The sequence below is a fragment of the Streptomyces sp. NPDC052687 genome (assembly GCF_040678395.1).
GTDB lineage: Bacteria > Actinomycetota > Actinomycetes > Streptomycetales > Streptomycetaceae > Streptomyces.
The window spans coordinates 462,139-484,558 of sequence record NZ_JBFATR010000001.1 but is presented as its reverse complement, the minus strand read 5'-3'; the positions used below and the strand labels follow the sequence as shown (position 1 = coordinate 484,558).

Annotated in this window: 20 protein-coding genes; 12 read left to right on the top strand and 8 right to left on the bottom strand. The window is 71.8% G+C overall.

Going from position 1 to position 22,420, the window contains the following annotated elements:
- Window positions 1-89 precede the first annotated feature (89 nt).
- A complete protein-coding gene (locus AB0K92_RS02320; RefSeq protein WP_166001966.1) occupies window positions 90-488 on the top strand; it encodes a DUF4307 domain-containing protein in 399 nt (132 codons plus the stop codon).
- A 193-nt stretch (window positions 489-681) separates the two neighbouring features.
- On the top strand, window positions 682-1,179 hold the full coding sequence (gene greA / locus AB0K92_RS02315) for a transcription elongation factor GreA (protein WP_166001964.1): 498 nt from the start codon (window positions 682-684) through the stop codon (window positions 1,177-1,179).
- Window positions 1,180-1,260: 81 nt separating this feature from the next.
- Here greA and ilvA read toward each other — a convergent pair whose 3' ends face one another.
- The gene (gene ilvA / locus AB0K92_RS02310) at window positions 1,261-2,490 is read right to left on the bottom strand and encodes a threonine ammonia-lyase (RefSeq protein ID WP_365918546.1); all 1,230 of its coding nucleotides are present in this window, start codon (window positions 2,488-2,490) and stop codon (window positions 1,261-1,263) included.
- Window positions 2,491-2,652: 162 nt separating this feature from the next.
- Here ilvA and AB0K92_RS02305 point away from each other — a divergent pair, with 162 nt between their 5' ends.
- From AB0K92_RS02305 to AB0K92_RS02295, 3 genes are all read left to right on the top strand, one after another.
- Window positions 2,653-3,159 carry a MarR family transcriptional regulator gene (locus AB0K92_RS02305; RefSeq protein ID WP_166005201.1) on the top strand — a complete coding sequence of 169 codons (507 nt, stop codon included), beginning with the start codon at window positions 2,653-2,655 and terminating at the stop codon, window positions 3,157-3,159.
- Between the two features lie 392 nt (window positions 3,160-3,551).
- Entirely contained in the window at window positions 3,552-4,055 is a 504-nt protein-coding gene (locus tag AB0K92_RS02300; protein ID WP_365918543.1) for an RNA polymerase subunit sigma-70, read from the top strand.
- A gap of 10 nt (window positions 4,056-4,065) precedes the next feature.
- Window positions 4,066-4,314, top strand: coding sequence for a hypothetical protein (locus AB0K92_RS02295; RefSeq protein WP_365918541.1), 249 nt, complete (start codon window positions 4,066-4,068; stop codon window positions 4,312-4,314).
- 34 nt (window positions 4,315-4,348) lie between these two features.
- Here AB0K92_RS02295 and AB0K92_RS02290 read toward each other — a convergent pair whose 3' ends face one another.
- Entirely contained in the window at window positions 4,349-5,503 is a 1,155-nt protein-coding gene (locus tag AB0K92_RS02290) for a cystathionine gamma-synthase (protein ID WP_166001958.1), read from the bottom strand.
- A 107-nt stretch (window positions 5,504-5,610) separates the two neighbouring features.
- Between AB0K92_RS02290 and AB0K92_RS02285 the strand changes: the two genes are divergently transcribed.
- The 4 genes from AB0K92_RS02285 to msrA all read left to right on the top strand — a co-directional run bounded on the left by AB0K92_RS02285 (window position 5,611) and on the right by msrA (window position 10,754).
- Entirely contained in the window at window positions 5,611-6,729 is a 1,119-nt protein-coding gene (locus AB0K92_RS02285) for a hypothetical protein (protein WP_365918539.1), read from the top strand.
- A 516-nt stretch (window positions 6,730-7,245) separates the two neighbouring features.
- On the top strand, window positions 7,246-8,913 hold the full coding sequence (locus AB0K92_RS02280) for a M48 family metallopeptidase (RefSeq protein ID WP_365918537.1): 1,668 nt from the start codon (window positions 7,246-7,248) through the stop codon (window positions 8,911-8,913).
- Complete coding sequence (locus AB0K92_RS02275) at window positions 8,910-9,998, top strand: hypothetical protein (protein ID WP_365918535.1); 1,089 nt, start codon at window positions 8,910-8,912, stop codon at window positions 9,996-9,998. The genes AB0K92_RS02280 and AB0K92_RS02275 overlap by 4 nt, the downstream gene beginning before the upstream one ends.
- 90 nt (window positions 9,999-10,088) lie before the next feature.
- Window positions 10,089-10,754, top strand: a complete 666-nt coding sequence (gene msrA / locus AB0K92_RS02270) for a peptide-methionine (S)-S-oxide reductase MsrA (protein ID WP_365918533.1) — start codon at window positions 10,089-10,091, stop codon at window positions 10,752-10,754.
- A 145-nt stretch (window positions 10,755-10,899) separates the two neighbouring features.
- On the opposite strand, the gene AB0K92_RS02265 is transcribed toward msrA, so the two are convergent.
- On the bottom strand, window positions 10,900-11,943 hold the full coding sequence (locus AB0K92_RS02265; protein WP_166001942.1) for an NAD(P)-dependent alcohol dehydrogenase: 1,044 nt from the start codon (window positions 11,941-11,943) through the stop codon (window positions 10,900-10,902).
- 202 nt (window positions 11,944-12,145) lie between these two features.
- Between AB0K92_RS02265 and AB0K92_RS02260 the strand changes: the two genes are divergently transcribed.
- Window positions 12,146-13,072, top strand: coding sequence for a helix-turn-helix transcriptional regulator (locus tag AB0K92_RS02260; protein WP_365918530.1), 927 nt, complete (start codon window positions 12,146-12,148; stop codon window positions 13,070-13,072).
- A 231-nt stretch (window positions 13,073-13,303) separates the two neighbouring features.
- On the opposite strand, the gene AB0K92_RS02255 is transcribed toward AB0K92_RS02260, so the two are convergent.
- The 5 genes from AB0K92_RS02255 to AB0K92_RS02235 all read right to left on the bottom strand — a co-directional run bounded on the left by AB0K92_RS02255 (window position 13,304) and on the right by AB0K92_RS02235 (window position 21,024).
- On the bottom strand, window positions 13,304-16,606 hold the full coding sequence (locus tag AB0K92_RS02255) for a S8 family peptidase (RefSeq protein WP_365918528.1): 3,303 nt from the start codon (window positions 16,604-16,606) through the stop codon (window positions 13,304-13,306).
- 200 nt (window positions 16,607-16,806) lie between these two features.
- Window positions 16,807-17,487, bottom strand: a complete 681-nt coding sequence (locus AB0K92_RS02250) for an ABC transporter ATP-binding protein (RefSeq protein ID WP_365918526.1) — start codon at window positions 17,485-17,487, stop codon at window positions 16,807-16,809.
- A gap of 58 nt (window positions 17,488-17,545) precedes the next feature.
- Window positions 17,546-19,009 carry an ABC transporter permease gene (locus AB0K92_RS02245; RefSeq protein ID WP_365918523.1) on the bottom strand — a complete coding sequence of 488 codons (1,464 nt, stop codon included), beginning with the start codon at window positions 19,007-19,009 and terminating at the stop codon, window positions 17,546-17,548.
- Between the two features lie 170 nt (window positions 19,010-19,179).
- Complete coding sequence (locus tag AB0K92_RS02240; protein ID WP_166001931.1) at window positions 19,180-20,424, bottom strand: Ig-like domain-containing protein; 1,245 nt, start codon at window positions 20,422-20,424, stop codon at window positions 19,180-19,182.
- 243 nt (window positions 20,425-20,667) lie between these two features.
- On the bottom strand, window positions 20,668-21,024 hold the full coding sequence (locus tag AB0K92_RS02235; RefSeq protein WP_365918521.1) for a hypothetical protein: 357 nt from the start codon (window positions 21,022-21,024) through the stop codon (window positions 20,668-20,670).
- 109 nt (window positions 21,025-21,133) lie between these two features.
- Between AB0K92_RS02235 and AB0K92_RS02230 the strand changes: the two genes are divergently transcribed.
- Window positions 21,134-21,568, top strand: coding sequence for a cell wall protein (locus tag AB0K92_RS02230; RefSeq protein ID WP_365918519.1), 435 nt, complete (start codon window positions 21,134-21,136; stop codon window positions 21,566-21,568).
- A gap of 56 nt (window positions 21,569-21,624) precedes the next feature.
- A complete protein-coding gene (locus AB0K92_RS02225; RefSeq protein ID WP_365918517.1) occupies window positions 21,625-22,413 on the top strand; it encodes a hypothetical protein in 789 nt (262 codons plus the stop codon).
- Window positions 22,414-22,420 lie beyond the last annotated feature (7 nt).

Here is a 22,420-nt window from a genome sequence, read left to right as displayed (position 1 = left end):
GTGACCGAACCGGAGGGTGAATAATTCCGGGGTAAGGCCCGGATGGCCCGTTTCGGAACAGGGTGTCCCGCCCGGCCGAGAGGATGATCATGAGTACGGTGCGTACGCCACTGCGCGAGGGCCGCTACGGCCGCTCCTCGGACGAGCGCACGGACCGCACGCTCAAGACCGTCGGCGGGGTCCTGGGAGCGCTGCTCGTCGTCCTGGTCGGGTACTTCGCGTACCACTACGTCGGCCAGAACAAGATCAGCGCAGAAGTGATCAGTTTCGATCTCCAGGACGATGCGGTGAAGGTCGAACTGCACATCGAGAAGGACGCCGGCGCGTCCGGCTACTGCACGGTCCGGTCCCAGGCGGAGAACGGCGCCGAGGTCGGCCGGGCCGACTTCCGCTTCGCCGGCGACGCCACCCGCCTCACCGAGGTCGTCACGCTGCGCACCACCGCGCCCGGGACCACGGCCGAGCTGCTGGGCTGCCACGCGGACTGAGCGCACCACCGCGCGCCGCCCGACGCACCACCCGGAATATCGACCGGCTGACCTGCGTTGACGTGGTTTTAGTGACTTATGTCCTCCCCGTTCCGTCCCTGAATTGTTAGGCTCGTGGTTTCGCCCACTCCTGAAGGAACATGCTTCTGGGTAGGGCGATGCTTTGTATTCCCAGTACCGACGAGGAGCACCTGTGACCCAGACCAGCGAGAACGTCACCTGGCTGACCCAGGAGGCGTATGACAAGCTCAAGGAAGAGCTTGAATACCTGTCTGGTCCCGCGCGCACCGAGATCGCGGCCAAGATCGCCGCGGCGCGTGAGGAGGGCGACCTGCGGGAGAACGGCGGGTACCACGCGGCCAAGGAGGAGCAGGGCAAGCAGGAGCTCCGCGTGCGCCAGCTGACCCAGCTCCTCGAGAACGCCAAGGTGGGTGAGCCTCCGGCGACCGAGGGCGTCGTCGCGCCCGGCATGGTCGTCACGATCGCCTTCGACGGCGACGAGGACGACACGCTGACGTTCCTGCTCGCCTCCCGGGAGTACGCGAGCGAGACCATCGAGACGTACTCGCCGCAGTCCCCGCTGGGCACCGGCGTCAACGGCAAGAAGGTCGGCGAGGACGCGGAGTACGAGCTGCCCAACGGCAAGAAGGCCTCGGTGCGGATCCTGAAGGCCGAGCCGTACAGCGGCTGACCCCAGCCGCCGCCACTGCCGCGCGCCCCCGGTGTCCTGTGACGCCGGGGGCGTCGTCGTACGCCCGCGGCCCGGCGCGCCTCACCCGATGACCGTGTAGCCCGCCGTGCGCAGCGCCTCGCCGACCTCGGCGCAGTGCGTCGGGCCCATGGTCTCCAGGTGCAGCTCGACCTCCGCCTCGGTCAGGCCGAGGCGCGGATCGGTCCGCACGTGGCTCACGTCCAGGACGTTCGCGTCGACCGCCGACAGCACCGCCAGCAGCGTCGCGAGGGCGCCCGGCCGGTCGGTCAGCCGCAGCCGTACGGCCAGGTAGCGGCCCTGCGCGGCCATGCCGTGCCGCAGGACGCGCTGCATCAGCACCGGGTCGACGTTGCCGCCCGACAGCACCGCCACCACCGGCCCCTCGAACGCGTCGGGGGCGCTCAGCAGCGCCGCGACCGGGCTCGCCCCGGCCGGCTCCACGACCAGCTTGGCCCGCTCCAGGCACAGCAGCAGCGCGGTGGACAGCTCGTCCTCGGTGACCGTGCGCACCTCGTCGACGAGCGCGCCGACGATCCCGAACGGCACGTCGCCGGGGCGGCCGACCCTGATGCCGTCGGCCATCGTCGCCGGGTTCCCGACCGACACCGGGCGGCCCGCCGCCAGCGAGGGCGGATACGCCGCAGCCCCCGCCGCTTGCACACCGACGATCCGCACGTCCGGCCGCAGCGCCTTCACCGCGACCGCGACGCCCGCGGCGAGCCCGCCGCCGCCGATCCCCACGACGATCGTGCGCACCTCCGGGCACTGCTCAAGGATCTCCAGGCCGACGGTGCCCTGGCCCGCGATGACATCGGGGTGGTCGAAGGGGTGGATGAAGACCGCGCCGGTGTCGTCGGCGTACTCCTGCGCGGCGGCCAGCGTCTCGTCGACGACGTGACCGTGCAGGCGCACCTCGGCGCCGTAGTCCCGCGTGGCGCTGATCTTCGGCAGCGGGGCGCCTCTCGGCATGAACACCGTCGCGCGCACCCCGAGCAGGGACGACGCCAGGGCCACGCCCTGCGCGTGGTTGCCGGCGCTCGCGGCGACCACTCCGGCGGCCCGCTCCTCGGGCAGCAGCCCGGCGATCCGCACGTAGGCGCCGCGCAGCTTGAACGATCCCGTCCGCTGGAGGTTCTCGCACTTGAGGTGCACGGGCGAGCCGACGAGACCGCTCAGGTGCCGGCTGCCCTCCATCGCGGTCACCCGCGCGACCCCCGTGAGCATCTTCTGCGCCCCGCGCACATCGTCGAGCGTGACGGTGCGAAAGGAGTCAGCGGTGCGGTAGCTCATGACACCAGCATCGCAGTTCACGGGCGGGAAGCGCGGTTGTGACCAACCTCCGAGACCGGTTTGCGCAGCGCCGGTACGACCCGCCTCCGGGCCGCGTACCCTGTCCCCCAACCCAGCACCCCTTCATGAAGTGAGCCCCCGGCCATGCCCACAACACCTGAAATGTCGATGGACATGACGACCGTCGGTGACACCGGTCTTCTCGACGCCCTCCAGCACGAGGTGGCGGTGTTCGCCCGCCGCGCCGAACAGACCCGGCTCGGCGGTGTCGGGCAGGTGCGCAACTCCATGGACCGCGCCGCGTACCTGCTGCTCAACCGGCTCGACAAGGAGGGCCCCATGGGCGTCAAGGCGCTCGCCTCCAGCATGGGCATCGACTCCTCGACGGTCACCCGGCAGGTCGCGCCGCTGGTCGACTCCGGTCTGGTCAAGCGGACCTCGCACCCCGAGGACGGGCGGGCCGTGGTGCTCCAGCTGTCCCCGCGCGGGCTGTCCCGGCTGGAGGAAGTGCGCTCGTCGCGGCGCCAGTTGATGGCCGAGCTGACCCAGGACTGGGCCCCGGAGGAGCGCGAGGCGTTCTGCACGCTGCTCACCCGCTTCAACGTGGCGCTGTCCGCCCGGATGGCCGCGGCGGGCGCACCGGTGGCGGAGCCGGCCTCTCCGTCCTGACCGGGACCGCCCACGTCCTGACCGGGACCGCCCACGTCCTGACCGGGACCGCCGTGGTCGAGCCCGGATCGGCGCCGGTCTGCCCCGGACCGCCGTCGTCGAGCCCGGATCGGCGCCGGTCTGCCCCGGACCGCCGCCGCCCTGACCGCGACCGCCGTCGTCGAGCCCGACTCACCGCCGGTCTGCCCCGGACCGCCACCGCCACCGCCCTGACCGGCACCGCCACCGCCCTGACCGGCACCGCTGCCGTCCCGACCCGGACCGCCGTCGTCCGGTGCGGCCCGGCTCGGGGTTGCCCCCTGCACGGCTCTTGACCGAAACGCTTCGCCTGGCCTCATATGAGACCGGGTCCCCGGATCCGCGTCCTTGGTCGCCCTCAGGGGGGAGGCGTGGTGCGACGACGGCAGGTGTGCCGAGGCGATCGCCGGGGCCCGGAGTTCGAGGCGTTCGTCGCGGGCGCGGCGGGGCGGCTGCTGCACACCGCGACGCTGCTCACGGCGGAGACACCGGACGCCAACCCGCGCGCGCGGCGCCTGCTCACCCTGGCCCTCGCGCACACGTACGCGTACTGGGACCGGCTGCGCGGGGAGGACCCGTACGACCGGGCCCGGCAGTATCTGGCCACCCGCTTCGCCCGCGAGGCATGGCATCACCACGGCGGCGCCCTCGCCCGGTTCCGGCCCGGCCCGGACACCGCGCCGCTCGCCGTGCTCGCCCCGCAGGAGCGCCTGATCCTGGTGCTCAGGCTGTACGAAGGGGTCGGAGAGGAGCAGACCGCCGCGCTGCTCGGCCTGCCACCCGACCGCGTCCGCGCCGTCTGCGACCGGGCCACGGCGACCGTGCTGCACCCGCCCCGCAGGCCCGCGCCTGCGGTGGCGAAGGCGGTGCCGTCATGAGGCGGCCGCGGTGAACCGGCTCGAACGGGAGGCCGCCGTACGGCGGATCATGGAGCGGGCGGCGCCGCCCGTGCCGCCGGACCTCTGCGCGCAGGCGCTGCGCCGGGGCGCCCGCATGCTGCGCCGCAGGGTCCTCGCCCGCCGCGTCGGGTGGCTGCTGCTGCTCGCGGCGGCCGTGGCGTTCACCGTGTGGGCGCTGACCGCCCGCCCGTGGGTGGAGCCGCCGTCGCGGACGACCCCACCGCTCACGGGCTGGTGAACGCACCGGGCTGCGCGCCGGTGTGCCGGCCGGCTCAGCCGAGCGCCTGCTGGAGGTCCTCCAGCAGGTCGTCGACGTTCTCGATGCCGACGGACAGGCGCACCAGGTCCCCCGGGACCTCCAGCGGGGAGCCCGCGGCGGAGGCGTGCGTCATCCGCCCGGGGTGCTCGATCAGCGACTCGACGCCGCCCAGGGACTCGCCCAGGGTGAAGATCTTCGCGCGGTTGCAGACCTGCACGGCCGCCTCCTCGCCGCCCTCGACCCGGAAGGAGACCATGCCGCCGAACGCCCGCATCTGCTTGGCGGCGACCTCGTGACCGGGGTGGTCCGGCAGGCCCGGGTAGAGGACGCTGGTCACGCGCGGGTGCCGGGTCAGCATGTCGGCGATCTTCGTGGCGTTCTCGCTGTGCCGGTCCATGCGCACCGACAGGGTCTTGGTGCCGCGCAGCACCAGCCAGGAGTCGAAGGGCCCGGCGACCGCGCCCATCGCGTTCTGGTGGTACGCCAGCTCCTCGCCCAGCGTCTCGTCGGCGGTGACCAGCGCGCCGCCGACCACGTCCGAGTGGCCGCCCATGTACTTGGTCAGCGAGTGCACGACGACGTCCGCGCCGAGCGCCAGCGGCTGCTGGAGGTACGGCGTGGCGAAGGTGTTGTCGACGACGAGCTTCGCGCCCGCGTCCCGGGCGACCTGGGCGACGGCGGCGATGTCGGTGATGCCGAGCAGCGGGTTGGAGGGCGTCTCGACCCACACGGCCTTGGTCTTCGGGGTGATCGCGGCCCGTACGGCGGCCGCGTCGCCGGTGTCGGCGACCGACCACTCCACGCCCCAGCGCGCGACGACCTTGGCGAACAGCCGGAAGGTACCGCCGTACGCGTCGTTCGGGATGACGACGTGGTCGCCGGGGCTGAGCAGCGTACGCAGCAGGCAGTCCTCGGCCGCCAGCCCGGACGCGAACGCGAGGCCGCGGCGGCCGCCCTCCAGGGCGGCGAGGTTCTCCTCCAGCGCGGTCCTGGTGGGGTTGGCGCTGCGGCTGTACTCGTAGCCGCCGCGCAGACCGCCGACGCCGTCCTGCTTGTAGGTCGAGACCTGGTAGATCGGCGGGACGACCGCGCCGGTCAGGGGGTCGGCGGTGTTGCCCGCGTGAATCGCGAGCGTCTCGAAGTGCTGACTGATGTGCCTGTCGCTCATGGGGACCGAGCGTAGTGCGCGCACGGGGAAAGCGGCGGACGGCCGGGGCGTCCACGGGCCCCGCACCGGGTTGGCCAATTGTCACAGGCGTCTGGAACGCTGGGGGTATGGAGATTCTCTGGGTCCTGATGGCACTGCTCATGCTGGGCTTCGTGCTGCTTCCCTTCCTCAGGCGCCGGCGCGGCATGATCGAGCAGGTGGCGCCGGGCCACCCGGACGCGGCGGACCCGGCGAACTACGGCTTCGTGCGCCAGGAGCAGCTGGACGTCCGGATGCCGGGCCCGGACCCGGACCTGCTGGACGTCCTGGACCTGGTCCAGCGCACCCAGGACTACCGCGCGGCGGCCCAGCTGCTGGCGGGCACCGAGGCGCAGGGCGAGCTGCGCTGGCAGCGGGTGCAGGCGTTCGCGGGCGCCGCGTCCCTGGAGCTCCAGCAGCGGCCGGGGAACGCCGGCGAGACGCCCGGCGGGCAGTGGCTGCGGGTGTGGCGGGCCGAGCAGCCCAAGGACGCGGGCGGCGCGGCGGTGCACGCCGAGTTCCTGGTGCAGCAGGCGTGGCGGACGGCGACGCCGGGCACGGACGAGTTCCGGATCATCATGGAGGAGGCGAAGGCGGCGTGCGGCGAGGCGGCGCTGCTCGCCCCCGGCGACCCGGTGCCGTACATCGTGGAGCTGTCGGTGGCCCGCGGCCTGTCGTATTCCCGCGAGGAGTTCGAGCAGCTCTGGCTGAAGATCCTCGACCGGGCGCCGCACCACATGGGCGCGCACCTGGCGGCCCTGCACTACTGGTGCGAGAAGTGGCACGGCTCGCGTGAGCTGGCCGCCTCGTTCGCGGAGGCCGCCGCGGCCCGCGCCCCGCAGGGCTCGCTGCTGGCGGCGCTCCCGCTGTTCGCGGTGTTCGAGCATCTGCCCGAGGTGAACCTGGTCAGCGGTTTCTACCAGAGCGAGGTCGTCACCAAGGCGATCCACGGCGCGCTGCACGCGGTCCACTCGGCCCGCGCCGACGACCCCATGCTGGCGCACGTGCGCCACCTGCTGGTCTTCTTCCTGGTGCGCGGCGAGCGCTGGGCGGAGGCCATGAGCCAGCTCGTCCACGTCGACGGCCACGTCGGCGCCCTGCCGTGGACCCTCTCCCCCGACCCGGCGGCGGAGTTCGCGGTCTACCGCGCCCTCGCGGTGGCGGGCTACGAGGCGAACGGCGGCAGCCCGGCGACGCTGCTGCACTGAGGGCAGCCCCGCCGCCCGGCTCCCCGGCAGCCCGGCCGGCGCTGCGCGCGCGACTCCGTGACCGGTAGCCGGCAGCCCGGCGGCCCGGCCGGTGCAGCTCCGTGACGGGCAGCCCGGCCGGCGCCCCGCGCGCGGCTCCATGGCCGGGTCCGGCACCCCGGCAGCCCGGCGGCCCGGCACCCCGGCACCCCGGCACCCCGGCACCCCGGCACCCCGGCAGCCCGGCAGCCCGGCAGCCCGGCAGCCCGGCAGCCCGGCAGCCCGGCAGCCCGGCAGCCCGGCAGCAGCGGCCTGCCATGGACACGTCTTGCACGTCAACCCGCCGGTAGGCGATACTCCGCTTCCCCCCACAACCACTGATCACGACGGGCGCTGAGCCCACCTCACACCGGCCGGCCGCGATCAGGCGCAGACCCGTGTCGCCGCGCTCCGCGGCACCCGCGTCGCGCACCCGCGGCACGCTGTCGCGGCACCCCGCTACCGTCAACCGCACATCCCGTGGGGGGACCCTGCCCGATGGGCGCGACCTTGCGCGCGCTGCGCGCTCTCCTGCTGCTCGCCGGCTTCCACCTGCTCGGCGTCCTGCTGCTGGCGGCCCTCGCCGGCCTCGACTACCTGCTGTATCTGCACGCCCCCTCGGGCGTCGCGGTCAAGCTGTACCTCGTCTCCGTGCTGCTGGCGATCCCGCTGGTCCGCGGCCTGTTCATGCTGCGCACCCCGAAGGCGGAGGAGGCCCCCGGACTCGCCGTCACGGAGGCCGACGAACCCGCGCTGTGGCGCACCGTGCGCGAGCTGGCCGACCGCATCGGCACCCGCGCGCCCGCCCGCATCGTGCTGACCGCCGAGGTCAACGCGGCCGTCACCGAGGACGCCCGGCTGCTCGGCCTGCTGCCCGGCCCGCGCCGCCTCCACCTCGGCGTGCCCCTCCTCCAGGGCCTCACCGAGGCGCAGCTCCGCTCGGTCCTCGCCCACGAGCTGGGCCACTACTCCCACGCCGACACCCGCCTCGCCGCACTCACCGTGCGCGGCCGCGCCCAGATCCTGCGCACCATCGGCCACTTCGAGGAGCGCGCCGGGAAGAGCGCCGCCCGCGAACGGGCCCGGCAGGAGAAGAAGAACGCCAGGGCCGCCGCCAAGGGGAAGAAGACCGGCGAGGTCGACACCCGGCACGCGGGCCTGACGTACCGCGCGATGGCCCGGCTCTACACCGCGTACGCCAGGCTGTACCTCCGCGCCACGCTGGCCGGCGCCCGCCGCCAGGAGTACGCCGCCGACGCCGCGGCCGCCCGGATCGCCGGCCGGGACGCGACCGCCTCCGCGCTGCGCGAGATCCCGGTCCTGGACGCCGCGTTCGGCTTCTACACGCACCACTACCTCACCCTCGGCGAGGACGCCGCGCTGCTGCCGCCGCGCGGGGAGGTGTTCGGCGGCTTCGGCCGGATGCTGAGCGCCCGCCAGCTGGAACTGGCCGGCCTGCGCACCGAGCTGCCGACCGAGCCGGTCTCGCCGTACGACTCCCACCCGCCGATCGCCGACCGCGTCCACCGCGTCGAGGCGCTGCCCGCCGACCACCGCACGGACGAGGGCCGGGACGCCGCCCTCGGCCTGCTGTCCGACCCCGACCGGACCCTGGCGGCCCTGGAGGACGCGGTCCTGCCGGACGACGTACGACGGTGGCGGCGTACGGCCGGCTGGCCGGAGCTGCTCGACGGCTCGATGACCGCCCAGCTCGCCGGCCTGAACACCCCGCTGCACCGGGCGCTGGCCCTCTACACCAAGGCGCGCCCCACCCTGCCCGCGCTGCTCGCCCTGATCGACGAGGGCCGGCTGTGGCAGCTGGCGCGGCGGCTGCCGCTGTCCGACGAGGCGGCGGCCGCGAAGGGCCGCGCCTTCCGGGAGTTCGTCCGGCCCGCGCTGGCCGAGTCGCTGCACCGCATGGTACTGGCCGAGTTCAGCGCCCATGCCCGGCTGCGCTGGGAGTTCTCCTGGGAGCGCGGCGCGACCGCGCTGGTGCTGCCCGTGCCGGGCGGACCGGCGTCCGCGACCGGCACCGCCGTGAGCGACCTGCTCGCTCCCGCCGTCGCCGCCGCGGTCGCCGACCACCCGGTCACCGCCCCGCTGCGCGCCCTGCTGCCCTCCGCCCCGACCGACCCCGCGAACCGAGAAACGGACAGTTCCCGATGACCGTAGTGCTGTGGATCCTGGCGATCCTGGCCGTCCCCACGTTGATCTTCTTCGGGTGGCTGGCCTGGGTGTTCCTGAAGGAGTTCTTCTCCCCGAGCCATGACGAGGAGGCCGCCGCCGAGGCGGCCGGCAAGCTCGGCCTGCTGCCCGCCGCCCGGCAGAACACCGAGCACGCGGGCCCGCTGCCCGCGAACTGGGAGGCGGCGCTGGCGGCCGTGCGCGGCGGCGACTGGCAGGCGGCGGCCGGTCTGATGCGCGAGGCGGGACACGACTGGGACCGCCGTTCCCTGGCCGCGTACCTGCTCGGCGACCTCGCGGCCGAGGAGGACGACTGGCTGCTCGCCTGGGAGGCCGCGCGGCCCGAGGACCCGGACGCGGCCGTGGTGCGCGCCCGCAGCACGGTGATCCTGGCCTGGAAGCTGCGCGGCGGAAAGCGGGCCGAGTACACGACGAGCGAGCAGTTCGAGGGCTTCCACCGGACGCTCGCGGGCGCCCGCGAGGACATCGCGCGGGCGGCGGCGCTGAACCCCGCCGACCCCACGCCGTTCATCGCGGAGATCTGGGTGGCGCTCGGGCTCGGCTATCCGCACGCGGAGATGGACAGGCTCTGGGCGGAGATCACCGCCCGCGCCCCCCACCACTACGAGGCGCACTTCTCGGCGCTGCAGTACTGGTGCGCCAAGTGGCGCGGCTCCGAGGAGCTGGCCATGGAGTTCGCCGAGCAGGCCGCGGCGAAGGCACCGCTGGGCAGCCTGCTGACGGTGCTGCCGCTGATCGCCCACTTCGAGCACGACGACTCCGACGACGCCGAGGGCGACCGTACGCCGCAGATGGTGGCCCGGGTGGACGCGGGCCTCGCGGACGCCGCCGCGGCCGACCCGGCCCACCCGCGCCTGCCGGAACTGCGCCACCTGCTGGCGTACTACCTGTCCCTCCAGGACCGCGACGAGATGGCGGTCGAGCAGTTCCGTCTGGTGGACGGTTACGTCAACGCGCTGCCGTGGCGTTACCGCGGCGACGGGATGACGGCGTACTACTGCACGATCCGCGACTCGTCGGCGCTGGTGGTGGCCGCCGCGGACTGAGCCCGGCCGGCACCCGGCCGGAATGCGGGGCGGCGCCCGGACGTTCACCGAGTGCCGCCCCGACGTCGTCCGGCAAGAAGGAGCCCCACCATGCTGTTCGGCCGCACCCCCGTCCTGCCCACCCCCGAGCAGGCACTGACGGGCCGCCCGGAGCCGGCCTACACCGTCCCCGAGCGCCACACGGTCCTCGGCACCCCGCTCCTCGGCCCCTACCCCGAGGGCATGGAGATCGCCGACTTCGGCCTCGGCTGCTTCTGGGGCGCCGAACGCAAGTTCTGGCAGCTCCCGGCGGGGGTGTACACGACCCTGGTCGGCTACCAGGGCGGCTACACCGAGCACCCCACCTACGAGGAGGTCTGCTCGGGCCTGACCGGCCACACCGAGGTCGTCCGCGTGGTCTACGACCCCGCCGTCATCCCCTACGACCGCCTGCTGAAGACCTTCTGGGAGTCCCACGACCCGACCCAGGGCTACCGCCAGGGCAACGACGTCGGCACCCAGTACCGCTCGGCGATCTACACCCACACCCCCGCCCAGGCGGCCACCGCCGAGTCCTCCCGCGAGGCCTACCAGAAGGTCCTCTCGGACTCCCGCTACGGCGAGATCACCACGGAGATCCTCCCGGCCGAAGGCCGCCCCTTCTACCCGGCCGAGGACTACCACCAGCAGTACCTCGACAAGAACCCGGCGGGCTACTGCGGCATCGGCGGGACGGGCGTCTCCTGCCCGATCGGGGTGGCGAAGGCCGAGGGCTGACCGCCGCGGTCCGGCCGCACCGGAGGGAGGTCCGGGCGCACCGGATCGAGGTCCTGCCGCGCCGATGCAAGCCGAAGGCCGCCGACCCGTGAGGTCGGCGGCCTTTCCGCATGGCGGCGGACGGTCAGATGGTCGAGGCGGACGGTCAGATGGTCGAGGTGTCGATCACGAACCGGTACCGCACGTCGCTCGCCAGCACCCGCTCGTACGCCTCGTTGATCTGGTCCGCGCGGATCAGTTCGATCTCCGCGCCGATGCCGTGCTCCGCGCAGAAGTCCAGCATCTCCTGGGTCTCGGCGATGCCGCCGATCATGGAGCCGGCCAGGGACTTGCCGCCGTTGATGACGGAGAACAGGTTCAGCGAGACCGGCTCCTCCGGGGCGCCCACGTTGGCGAGGGTGCCCTGGGTCTTCAGCAGGGAGAGGTAGGCGCCGAGGTCGAGGGGGGCCGAGACCGTCGAGACGATCAGGTCGAAGGTGCCGGCCAGCTCCTCGAAGGTCTTCGGGTCGCTGGTGGCGTGGTAGTGGTCGGCGCCCAGCTTGAGCCCGTCGTCCTTCTTGCGCAGGGACTGGGACAGGACGGTCACCTCCGCGCCGAGCGCGTGGGCGATCTTGACTCCCATGTGGCCGAGGCCGCCGAGGCCGACGATGGCGACCTTCTTGCCGGGGCCGGCGCCGAACCGCTTCAGCGGGGAGTACAGGGTGATGCCGGCGCACAGCAGGGGCGCGGCCTCGTCCAGCGCGAGCCCGTCGGGGATGCGCACGACGTAGTTCTCGTCGACGACGATCTTCTGCGAGTAGCCGCCGTAGGTGGGCCGGCCGTCCTTGCCGACGGCGTTGTACGTGCCGATCATGCCGCCGCCGGTGCAGTACTGCTCCAGGCCGGCCTTGCAGTTCTCGCACTCACGGCAGGAGTCGACCATGCAGCCGACGCCCACCCGGTCGCCGACGGCGAACCTGGTGACGCCGGAGCCGACTGCGGCGACGACACCCGCGATCTCGTGGCCGGGGACCATCGGGAAGATGGCCTCGCCCCAGCCCTCGCGGGCCTGGTGGATGTCGGAGTGACAGATGCCGGCGAACTTGATGTCGATCAGGACGTCGAACTCGCCGACCTCCCGCCGCTCGATGGTGGTGCGCTCCAGCGGAGCCTTGGCGGAGGGGGCGGCGTATGCGGCGACAGTGGTCATGCCGGGGTTCTCTCCTCGTGGGGTGGCTCGTGCCCGGCTGCCTTCTCGCCGGACCGCTGGATCGCCGTCCGGTTCCTTCCGGGCACGCCACCAGCCTCGCGGACCGCGCGGGGATCACCCAGACCACGCTGTTGCGTACGTTCGCCGTGCGTACCACTGGCAGGGTCAGGATCGTGTACGTACGACCGTGAATACTGGACGTATGGACGAACAGCTCGAAGCCGCCGTATCCGGACCCGCCGACACGCCCGGCGCAGGTCTGGACCGGCGGGCGGAGCTGAGCGAGTTCCTCCGCACCCGGCGGGCCCGGCTGAAGCCGCAGGACGTGGGGCTGCCCGACTACGGGCGGCACCGCAGGGTCCCGGGGCTGCGGCGCGAGGAGCTGGCGCAGCTCGCCGGGGTGTCGGTGGCGTACTACACCAGGCTCGAGCAGGGCAACGGGCGCAATGTCTCGGCGGAGGTCCTGGACTCGATCGCCCGCGCACTGCGGCTGAACGACGCCGAGCACTCCCATCTGATCCATCTGGCGAAGCCGAAGCAGCACAAGAAGCGGCCGGCGGCGCGCCCTCAGCAGGTGCGCGCGGCGCTGGGGCAGCTGCTGGACTCGATGGAGGGCGTCCCGGCGTATGTGGTGGGACGGCGCTCGGACGTGCTGGCGTGGAACCGGATGGCGGCGGCGGTCTTCGGCGACTGGGGTGAGCTGCCGGAGCGGGAGCGCAACTGGGCGCGGCTGGTGTTCCTCAGGCCCGAGTACCGCGATCTGTTCGCGGACTGGGAGCAGAAGGCCTCGGACGTGGTCGGCCATCTGCGGCTGGACGCCGGCTGTCACCCCGACGATCCGCGGCTGTCCGCGCTGGTCGGGGAGCTGTCCGTGAAGAGCGAGGACTTCCGGCGGCTGTGGGCCCGGCACGACGTCAAGGAGAAGACGTACGGCGTGAAACTGCTGCGCCATCCGCTGGTCGGCGAGCTGACGCTGTCGTTCGAGACGTTCCGTCTGGGCGACGACTCGGAGCAGTCCCTGATCACGTATCACGCCGAGCCGGGCTCCCCGTCGGCGGACGCCCTGCGCCTGCTGGCGAGCTGGGGCGCCGACGCGACGGCCTCCCCCGGCGCGGCGCGGCCGGTCTGACCCCGGCGCGGCGCGGCGCGGCCGGTTCTACCCTGGCGCGGCGCGACCGGCCCGGCCTCAGGCGCGGCGCGGCCGGTCTGACCCAGGCGCGGCGCGACCGGTCCGGCCTCAGGCGCGGCGCGGCCGTCCCGCCTCCGGTGCGTGCACATGACGAAGACCCCGGCGCCGTCGGTCTGACGACGGCGCCGGGGCCTTCAGTAGTGCTGCCTTCAGTGGTTCACTGCCGTTCGATCACTTGCCGTAGTAGGCGTTGTAGATCGAGATCGTGGACTTGTTGCCCTTCTTGTCCGTGATCTTGGCGTGGAAGGAGATGGCCTTCCCCTTCGCCGGGTTCTTCACGGTGATCTTGCCGTTCTTCACCGTGAGCTTCTTCCAGGTCTTGCCGTAGTCGTACGAGGCGTAGACGTGCAGCGACTTGAGGTTGGAGCCCTTGGCGGAGCCCTCCACCGTGACCGGGAAGGTGACCTTCTGGCCGGCGGTGACCTTGCCGTCCGCGCCCACGCTCGCGTTGAAGCGGGCGGTGGAGGCCGGGAGCTTGGCCAGGTCGGCGGGCTTCTTGGAGCGGAAGGTCCAGCTCGCGTCGATGCGGGTGGAGGCGGCGGCGACCTTGGTGGTCCGCTTGACCGAGGTGGTCAGCTTGTACGCGGCGTCGCCGGACGGGACCTTGAAGGACTTCTCACCGAACAGCGGGTCGTCGTGCGTGCCGACCTTGGTGCCGTTGCGGTACAGGGTCGTGTTCACCGAGGTGAACAGCGACGAGCCCGGGTTCTTCTGGGAGTCGGCGAACAGCGGCAGGTAGCCGTAGATCTCGTTGCCGTCCCGGTAGAGGCCGAACTCGCTGTTCAGGGTCGGGCCGAACACGGCCTTGTTGACCGTCTTCGCGTAGTCCCTGCCGGCCTTGAAGGAGACGTTCTCGCCGAGCGTGTAGTACGCCTCGGAGATCGGCCAGCCGTCGGCGTCGACCCCGCCCTGCTGCTCGAACTCCAGGTCCCACTTCACGCCGCCCTGCGCGGACAGGTGGAGCGTGCGGGTGCCCGGGAGCTTCTGCGGGATGGCGATGGAGGAGGCGACGGAGCTGCCCGGCAGCCAGCCGACAGCGGAGATCGCGCCCTTCTTGCCGGGGGTCGCCGAACCCATGGCGACCTTGACGTTCGCCAGGTCAGCGGCCTTGTAGTGCTTGGTGTAGCCGGTGGCGAGCTGCTTGACCTTGCCGCCGGTCACGGTGTCGTACTGCTCGTTGGCGCCCTTGGTCCAGTGCCCGGCCCACTGCTGGCTCAGCGAGCCGTCGGTGATCTGCGGGCCCAGGTGGGCGCTGCGGAAGTTGGCGTACGAGTCCATCCACCAGCCGAACGTGTACGAGCCCTCACTGGTGTCGATCGTGTAGTCGGGGGAGGCGAACTCCGACTTCGCGCCGGCGGCCGGCACGGTGATGTCCACCGGCTTGGCCTTGCGCGCGTCGACCGTCACCGTGGTGCTCTTGGTGATGTTCAGCTTCGGCTGGGCCAGCCAGTCGGCGCCCTTGGTGAAGTCCTCCGGGTCCTGGAAGAGACCGGAGTCGAGCACGTAGCTGCCCTTGGGGACGCGGATCTTGACGGTGCCGGAGGCGTCGTAGAGGTTGAACCACTTGTCCTTGCTCAGGCCGGTGAGGCCGGCGAGGCTGGTGCCGTAGTTCTTCGCCGCGTTGCCGTCACGGTCGATGTGCTGCACGGTGAGGTCGTACGACTCCACCTCGCGCTGCACCGCGGCCGCCGTGCGCACGGTCTGGCCGCCGCCCGTCGCCGTCACGTACGCCGAGTAGGCGCCGTCGACGGTGCCGCCCAGCTTGGTGTTGACGGTGAAGTCGACCGAGGCCTTGCCGCCCGCCGGGACGGTGACCTTGGTCGCGCCCAGGGTGAAGAAGCCCGCCGGAGCGGCCTGGCCCTTGGGGTTGGTGGCCTTGGACGACAGGGTCAGGGTGACGTCCGTCGTGCCGAGGTTGCGGTAGGTCAGCTGCTTGGTGACCGGCTTGTCGTCGGTGTGCGGCCACTGCTGCACGCCGAAGCTCACCGACACCGGCTCGGCGACGACCGTCTGCTTGATCGCCTTGTCGACCTGGATCCGGCCCGAGCCCTGCTCGAACGGCGTGTACGCGCCGCCCTTGGTGGAGGCGGTCAGCGCGGCCTTGATCTGGGCGCCGGTCCAGTCCGGGTGCTGCTGCTTGAGGATGGCGGCGGCGCCCGCGACGTGCGGGGTGGCCATCGACGTACCGGAGATGGTCAGGTAGCCGGCCGGCTTCTCGCCGACCTCCTGCGCGATGACGCTGCCCTTGGCCGAGGCGGCGGTGATGTCCACGCCGGGCGCGGTGACGTCGGGCTTGATCGCGCCGTCGCCGAGCCGCGGGCCGGTGCTGGAGAAGTCCGCCAGCTCGTCCTTGTCGTCGACGGCGCCGACGGTCAGCGCGGCGTCCGCGGTGCCGGGCGAACCGACCGACTCGGGGCCGGAGTTGCCCGCCGCGATGGCGAACAGCACGCCCTTCTCGGCGGACAGCTTGTCGACCGCCGCCTCCAGCGGGTCGACCTCCGGGGAGTCCGGGCCGCCGAGGCTCATGTTGATGACGTCGGCGCCCTGCTCGGTCGCCCACTCCATGCCGGCGAGGATGCCGGAGTCGTCACCGGAGCCGTTGTCGTCGAGGACCTTGCCGTTGAGGATGTCGGCGCCGGGCGCGACACCCTTGTACTTGCCGCCGGACTTCGCGCCGGTGCCGGCCGCGATGGACGCGACGTGCGTGCCGTGGCCGAACTTGTCCCCGGCGTCGGGCGCCTTGGTGAAGTTCTTCGACGCGACGACCTGGTCCTTCAGGTCCGGGTGGCCGGCGTCGACACCGGTGTCCAGGACGGCGATCGTGACGCCCTTGCCGTCGTAGCCGGCTGCCCAGGCCTTCGGGGCGCCGATCTGCGCGACGGACTTGTCGAGGGTGACCTTGCGGACCCCGTCGAGCCAGACGTGCGCGATGCCGGCGGCGGTGCGGTCGCCGTTGGTGACCGCGTCCCACAGCTCGTGCGTGTCCGCGTACGGGGTCTGCACGGCGTCCGCGTTGAGGGACTTCAGGGTGCGGCGCAGCGTGCCCGCGTCCCGGACGTCGGCCTTCGTGGCACCGGCGGCGCCCTGGTAGCCGACGATGACCTTCAGGCCCTTCTGCTGGGCCTTGCGGGTGGCGGACTTGTTCAGCTCGGTGATGTCGAACAGCCGCTGGTCGAGCTTGCCGGTGGCGACCAGGCGGGCCGCGTCGGCGGGTATGACGAGCGTGTGGCCTTCGGCCTTGCGGATCTGTACGGGTATGTCTTCGCGTCCCTTCGCCGGCTCGATGCCGACGACACGACCCTTGGCGTCCACGGTGACCCGGTCACCGGTGATCAGGGTGATGTGGTGCTGGGACGTCAGCTTGGCGCTGCCGTGAGCGGGTTGGGCGGGCTTCGCCGATGCCGGGGTGGTCAGTCCCGCGGCGAGAGCCACGGCGGCCGCGGTCGCGACCGCGGCGGCGCCCGCTTTCTTCACTTGTCTGCGCAAAACTCCCCCTGGAGTTGAGGTACCGGGCGAATTCCCCGTTCACCCGGCCGGGGGTGGTCCCGCACACACGCTCGTGCATCCCCCCGGACCTTGGAGTATGCCGGGGGGCGATCAGCCCGCTCAAGAGGGGCTTGTGTCACGAGTTCGCTATAGAAACGCGCCGGATCGGGCTCGTCGGGCACGGTTTCTCAGCAGTTGTTCTCCTTGACCGTGATCGTTCCCTTCTGGATCGTCGCCAGCCGCGGCGCCTTCCCCGCCAGCACGGAGTCGTGGGTGACCATGACGAACGTCAGCCCCAGCTCCTTCCACATGCGTTCGAGTACGTCCATGATCTCGTCGCGGGTCGACTCGTCGAGGTTGCCGGTGGGCTCGTCGGCGAGCAGGACCTTCGGCTGCTTCACCAGCGCCCGGGCGATGGCCACCCGCTGCTGCTGGCCGCCGGACATCTCGCCGGGCAGATGTGCGAGCCGCTCTCCGAGGCCCACCGACGCGAGCGCCTCGGCGGCCCGCTCCCGCCGCTCCCGCGGCTTCAGCCCGAGCGGTACGAGGGCGGTCTCGACGTTCTCCTGCGCGGTGAGCGTGGGGATGAGGTTGAAGCTCTGGAAGACGAAGCCGATGTTCTCGCTGCGCACCCGGGTGAGCCGGGCCTCGGGCAGCCGGGCCAGGTCGGTGCCGTCGAGCACGACCTGCCCGGAGCTGGGCCGGTCGAGGCCGCCCAGCATCTGAAGCAGCGTCGACTTGCCGCCGCCGGTGGGCCCTTGGATGACCAGCCGGTCACCGTCGGGAATGGTCAGGTCGACACCGGCCAGCGCGTCGACGGTCTCCCTGCCTCGCCGGTAGCGCTTGGTGACGGCATTGAGTTCGTACATGGGGGCTCCTGGGGGTCGAACGGGGTGGAGGTGAGGGTGTGGGGCGTGGGGTCGTGGGTCACTCGACGCGCCGCAGGGCGTCCGCCGGGCGCAGCCGGGATGCCCGCCAGGCGCCGAACGCGCCGGCGACCAGTCCGCCGCCCACCGCGAGGCCCACCGCCAGGGCGATGGTCGTCGTACTGACCGGCGCGGTGAGCGCGACGTCGAGGGTGCGGGACGCGGGCTGCCGGCCGGGCCCGACGAGCATCCGGCCGCCGCCGGTGCCGGCCGTCGCACCGCCCAGCCGCGCCTGGAGGGTCGGGCTCACCGCGGTCACCGCGTACGCCCCCGCCAGGCCCAGCGCGATGCCGAGCGCGCCGCCGGCCAGCCCGTGCACCATCGCCTCACCGGCCACCTGCCGGGTCACCCGGCCGGACCGCCAGCCCAGCGCCTTCAGCGTGCCGAACTCCCGCACCCGCCGGGACACCGCCGATGAGGTGAGCAGCCCGGCCACCAGGAACGCGGCCACGAGCACCGCGAGGGAGAGCCAGGTGCCGACCTTGGTGGCCAGCTCGGAGGCCGTGGAGAGGGAGCCGGAGACCGTCTCGGCGAGGTCGGCGGAGGTGGTGACCGTCGTCCCCTCGATGTTCTTCTGGATCCGCGACTTCACCGCGTCGATCCGCTGCGAGTCGGTCGCCTTGACGTAGATCGTGGTGACCTCGTCCGCGGCGTCGGCGAGCTTCTGGGCCTGCTGGAGCGGGATGTAGAGGTCGGCCGCGGCGTCCCCGCTGTCCGGGGTGGCGATGCCGACGACCTCGAACGTCACGCCCTTGACGGTGACGGTGTCGCCGACGGCGAGCTTCTTCTCCTTGGCGTACGAGGCGTCCGCGACGGCCACCTTCGCGTCGGTCTCGGAGGTCCGGAACGTACGCCCGCTGGTGATCTTCGAGGTGGTCAGCGGGCCGAGGGCCGGCTCGGTGACGTCGGTGCCGTAGACCGAGTGGCTGTCGACGTCGAAGTCGGCGCCGCCGCCCTGCACCCGCCCCTCGGGCTGGGCGGTTCGGCCGCCCGGTCCGCTCCCCTGACCGCCGCCGTCCTGTCCGCCGCCGGGCTGCTGCTGGATCTGCCCGCGGGTGAACTCGCCGCTCACCTTGACGACCTGGAGGCTGAGCCCGCCCACCGCGTCCGCGACGCCGTCCTGCGCGGCGACCTTCTCGACGGTGGAACTCGGCAGGGTCTCGAAGCCCTGAACCATCACCCGGTCGCTGCTCTGCTCCTCGCCGGAGCCCTCCTCCCCGGCGTCGAACCGGAACCGGGGCCGCTGGACCTGCCCCTGCTCGGCGGGGTCGGCGGCCTTGGTGACCGTCATGTCCGTGCCCAGCCCGTACAGCGACCGCAGGACCTTCTCCTGCGCCCTGCCCATGCCGGAGGAGACGGAGTCGACCACGATGACCAGCGCGATGCCCAGCGCGAGACCGGAGGCGACGACGAGGGCCGCCTTTCTGCGGCGGCGCAGCTCGCGCCTCAAGTAGGTGAAGAACATGCGCCGCAAGCTAGGGAGGGCGCGTGATGAGGGGATAAGGCAGCGATAAGAGCAGGATGAGAAGAGCGGGGTGAACGAGAGCAGGATGAGAAGACCCGGAGATACGCGGATGCCGCCTCCCCCGGAGGGGAAGCGGCATCCGTCGCGTCAGGGTGAGGGGTGAGCCCGCGTCAGATGGCGGAACCCGCCTTCCACTGCGCCCAGTCCATGTTCCAGCCGTTCAGGCCGTTGTCCGGGGCGATGGTCTTGTCGCCGGTGTTCTTCACCACGACGACGTCACCGACGATCGAGTTGTTGAAGAACCAGGCGCCCGGCGTGTTCGGGTCGTCGGCGCCCTTGGTGTCGGACAGGCCCACGCAGCCGTGGCTGGTGTTCACGCTGCCGAAGATGGACTTCGCGCCCCAGTAGTTGCCGTGGATGAAGGTGCCGGACGTCGACAGACGCATGGCGTGCGGCACGTCCTTGATGTCGTACTCGCCCTTGCCGTCGTCGTCGGTGAAGCCGACCGTCGCGCCGTTCATCCGGGTCTCCTTGAACTTCTCGGAGATCACCATCTGGCCCTCGTACGTCTTGTTCTCGGGCGAGCCGGCGGAGATCGGGATGGTCCGGATGACCTTCCCGTCCTGCATGACCTTCATCTGCTTGGTCTCCGCGTCGACGACGGAGACCTGGTTGCGGCCGATGGTGAAGGAGACCGTCTTCTGCTGGACGCCGTAGACACCCTCGGCACCCTCGACGCCGTCGAGCGCCAGCTTCAGGGTGACCTTGGAGCCTTCCTTCCAGTACTCCTCCGGGCGGCAGTCCATGCGGTTGGCGTTGAACCAGTGGCAGGCGACCTCCTGGCCGCTGGTGGTCGAGACGGTGATGCCCTTCTGGACCTCCGCCTTGTTGGTGATCGCCTTGTCGAAGTTGATCGACACCGGCATGCCCACGCCGACGGTGGAGCCGTCCTCGGGCGTGAAGGAGCCTATGAAGCTGTTGGCCGGGGAGACCGTGGTGAAGGAGGCGTTCTCGTGCGCCTCCCGGCCGTCGGCGTCCTTCGCGGTCACCGCGATCTTGTAGGTGGTGGCGCGCTCCAGCTGGGTGCTGGGCTTCCAGCTGGTCTTGTCCGCGGATATCTCACCGGCGACGGCCGTGCCGTCCGCGGTGGTCATCTTCACCTCGGTGAGCGTGCCCTTGCCGACCGTCACCGTGGCGGAGTTGTTGATGGAGGCGTTGTTGGAGCCGTCCTTGGGCGTGATCTTGATCTGGGCCTCGGAGGTCTTCTGCGCCGCCGCCTCGTCGACCTTCGCCTGCGAGGTGTCGTTGCCCTCGTTGCCGGAGGCATCCTCGCCGGTACAGGCCGAGAGCACCAGCACACCGCCGAGCAGTGCGGACGCGACCGTCAGGCCCTTGCGCCGCTTACTGTTCGTCATCACACGCTTCTCCATCGTTGCCGATTCCCCAGAACCCCGAGAGTCCCCGTTACAAGGTTTCAACGCTACGACCGGTTCGTCCCGTTCCACATTCCCTGGATGTGTGGGGCACACCACGTCCGCCGCCGGGCCGGCCGGGTGCGGGTGTCGGTCAGTGCGCCCCTTGAGACGAACGAACCCCGGGCGGCGGTTGCCCCCCGGGGTCACTATTTTTCCCGTGCCTTCCCCGGGCGCCCGGCCGCCCTACGTCTCGTCCGGGTTCTCTTCCTCGTCGTCGGCATCGTCGTCGGCATCGTCGTCGTCGGCGTCCCATTCCGGCGCGTCCGGGTCGTAGTCCACTCGCTCGCTGCTCCAGGAGGCCTGCTGGAGTTCGATTCCCGGCACCTCGCCGACCAGGTCGAACGGGTCCACGAGATAGGCCAGGGCCTCCGCGGTGTCCTCCGTGACGGCACTCTCGGCGTGTACCCGCTCCTCGGCGGGCATATCCGGTTCGGCGGCGATCCGGCGCAGCGCGGCCTTGGTGACCGCGTCGGCGTCGTCGACCTCGACGACGACTTCCACGCGAAGCCGTACAAAACGTGATGTCTCTGCAGTGCTCATGCCCGGAGCGTACGGCCCGGGGCGCCCGTGACTTTCCCGTGACCCGCGCCTTTCACTAACATCGCCCCACACGGCCAATTCGCCAGCGCCACAAGGGGATCGATATTCCGTGTCATCCGCTCGCCGTCCGTTGCTGACCGCCACCGCCGCGGGGACCCTGCTGGGTGCCCTGTGGTTCGTCCCTTCCGCCAACGCGACCTCGGACGAAGCGGTCAGACAGCAGGATTCGGCCACCCAGGCCACCCAGGCAGGTGAGGCCGGCCAGCCCGGTCACGCCGGTCAGGTCACCGAGGGCCGCCAGATCGACCAGGCCGGTCAGGCCGTGCGCGTCTCGCGGGAGGAGCAGGGCGCGCAGGACGCGCGGACGGCGCACACCACCCAGGTGGAGGCGGCGTCGCTGACGACGACGTCCGAGGGGGAGACCCGGCTCGCGGACACCGGCAGCTTCGACAGCACGCCGTATGTCGTCGGCGGCACGCTCTCGCTGACGGTGGGTGCCGGGTTCGTGGTGTATTCGGTGCGCAGGGAACGTCTTGGGCTGTAAGTCCGGGAAGACAATCCGGCTTGACGTTTTCTTGACGTGGCGTTCATAGTCCGCTCATGAAGAGATCATCGGGCGCGCGACTGGGCGCCACAGCTGTTGTGGGCGCTCTGTCGCTCGCCCTCGTCACGGGCTGCGGCTCCGGGTCGGACGACGAGAAGGACACCGGTTCGGGTTCGCAGGCCGAGGCCGCGAAGGCGCTCACCGCGGCGGAGCTGAAGGACCGCATCGTCGCCAAGGGCGATGTCGAGGGGTTCGCGTTCAGCGGCGTGCAGCAGGCCGACTTCCCGGCCGACAAGAAGGCCGTCACGGGCGACGAGCAGTGCAAGCCGCTCGCGTACGTGATGAGCGGTCTGGCCCCGGGCGACGCCGCGGCCGAGACCAACACCATGGCGACGGAGGAGAAGTCGCCCACCGACACCGCCTCGAAGTCCCTGGACGAGCTGACCGAGGGCGAGTTCGAGGACGCGCTCGGCGACTCGATGAACCTGAACGTCACGGTCGTCGGCCTGTCGTCCTACGACGGTGACGGCGCCGAGAAGACGTTCAAGACCGTCTCCGACGCCGTCGCGGCCTGCGCCGGCGGCTTCACGGTCGGCTCCGGCGGCGAGGACCAGAAGTTCACGAAGGTCGCCGAGACCAAGGCCTCGGGCACGGGTGACGAGTCGATCGCGTTCGCCGCGACCGGCGACATGGACGGCCAGCCGGGCGTCGTGCACGGCGAGGTCGTGCGGCACGGCAACAACGTCGCCGCCTACTACACGATGAACATCGGCGCGATGATGACCGGCAAGGAGTACGACGTGCCGGCCCCGCTCGTCGAGGCCCAGGCGGGCAAGCTCACGTAGCCGTCGT